Source organism: Corynebacterium sp. HMSC074C03, from assembly GCF_001838285.1.
Lineage (GTDB): Bacteria > Actinomycetota > Actinomycetes > Mycobacteriales > Mycobacteriaceae > Corynebacterium > Corynebacterium amycolatum.
In genome coordinates this window covers 1-2,099 of the sequence record NZ_KV836216.1, presented here as the reverse complement: position 1 = coordinate 2,099, position 2,099 = coordinate 1, and the positions used below count along the sequence as shown (strand labels likewise).

General features: G+C 60.6%; 1 protein-coding gene. It reads left to right on the top strand.

The window, feature by feature from the left end; genetic code table 11:
• A partial coding sequence (locus HMPREF2847_RS05965; protein ID WP_070851819.1) for a malate synthase G occupies positions 1–2,097 on the top strand: 2,097 nt, incomplete at its 5' end.
• Between the last annotated feature and the right edge of the window lie 2 nt (positions 2,098–2,099).

The following is a 2,099-nucleotide window of genomic DNA, read 5'->3' as shown; positions in this document are numbered from 1 at the left end:
GGCTTTGGTGACATTGTCGCTAAGTACACTCCGCGTAACCGTGAGTTGCTGGCCAAGCGTGATGAGCTGCAGGAAAAGCTCGACGCTTGGTACAAGGAGCACCCGGGTAAGCAGGACCAGGACGAGTACGTCGCATTCCTGAAGGAAATCGGCTACCTCGTTGATAACCCGGGTGACTTCCAGGTCACCACCGAGGGCGTCGACACCGAGATCACTTCCACCGCCGGTCCACAGCTGGTTGTGCCGGTCCTCAACGCCCGTTTCGCCATCAACGCTGCGAACGCACGCTGGGGCTCGCTTTACGATGCGCTGTACGGCACCAACGCTATTGCTGAAGATGGCGGTGCGGAGAAGGACACCCCGGGCTACAACAAGGTCCGCGGTGACCGCGTTATCGCATGGGGTCGTGACTTCCTGGACAAGGCTCTGCCGCTGGTCGACGGTTCCCACGCGGACGTCACCTCTTACGACATCGTCGACGGTCACCTGCAGGCAACCCTGGAAGGTGGCGCTACCTCCGGTCTGCGCGAGCCGGAGACCCTGGTCGGCTACACCGGCGACAAGGACGCACCGGAGTCCATTTACTTCAAGCACAACGGTCTGCACATCCAGCTGCTGATTGATCCGGAGTCTCCGGTTGGCAAGACCGACAAGGCTGGTGTCAAGGACATCATCCTGGAAGCCGCTGTCACCAACATCATGGACCTCGAGGACTCTGTCGCCGCAGTCGACGCTGCCGACAAGACCCTGGGTTACACCAACTGGCTGGGCCTGAACGTCGGTGACCTCGCAGTAGAGTTCACCCGTGGTGGCAAGAAGCTGTCTCGTACCATCAACGACGACCGCACCTACACCGCTCTTGACGGTTCCGAGGTCACCCTGCACGGTCGTTCCCTGAACCTGGTTCGTAACGTCGGCCACCTGATGCAGAACCCGGCCATCCTCGACCGCGATGGCGAGGAGATTTTCGAGGGCATCATGGATGCCGTCATCAGCGCTGCTTGTGCAATCCCGGGCCTGGACCAGGACAACGCACGTAAGAACTCCCGTACCGGTTCGATTTACATTGTGAAGCCGAAGCAGCACGGCCCGGACGAGGCTGCGTTCACCAACGAGTTGTTCGCAGACGTTGAGAAGCTGCTGGGTCTGCCGCACAACACCCTGAAGGTCGGCCTGATGGACGAGGAGCGTCGTACCTCCGTCAACCTGGACGCCGCCATCAAGGCTGTTTCCGAGCGCGTGGTCTTCATTAACACCGGCTTCATGGACCGCACTGGTGATGAGATCCACACCTCCATCCAGGCTGGTCCGATGTTCCGCAAGGCTGTCCAGAAGACCGCTCCGTGGATGCTGGCTTACGAGGACAACAACGTTGACTCCGGTCTGGCACACGGCCTGCAGGGCAAGGCTCAGATCGGTAAGGGCATGTGGGCTATGACCGAGCAGATGGCCGAGCTGCTGGAGCAGAAGATCGGTCAGCCGAAGCAGGGTGCTTCCACCGCGTGGGTTCCGTCCCCGACCGGTGGTGTGCTGCACGCTACCCACTACCACGAGGTTGACGTCTTCGGCGTTCAGGACAAGCTGCTTACCGACGGTCGCCGCGACACCTTCGGTGATCTGCTCACCATCCCGGTAGCGGCAGCTAAGGCTGGCGAGCCGGGCGCTGACTGGTCCGATGAGGACAAGGCTAACGAGCTGGACAACAACTGCCAGTCCATCCTGGGCTACGTTATCCGCTGGGTTGAGCAGGGCGTTGGCTGCTCCAAGGTGCCGGATATCAACGATGTTGACCTGATGGAGGACCGCGCTACCCTGCGTATTTCCTCCCAGACTCTGGCTAACTGGCTGTTGCACGGTGTTGTCACCGAGGAGCAGATCATCGATTCGCTTCAGCGTATGGCCGAGGTCGTTGACCGCCAGAACGAGGGCGATGAGGCATACCTGCCGATGGCTCCGGACTTCGACAAGTCCATCGGTTTCCAGGCTGCCAAGGAGCTCATCCTTGATGGTGTGAACCAGCCGTCCGGTTACACTGAGCCGATCCTGCACCGCCGTCGCCTGGAGTTCAAGAAGCGCGAGGGCATCGACCAGGACTAATT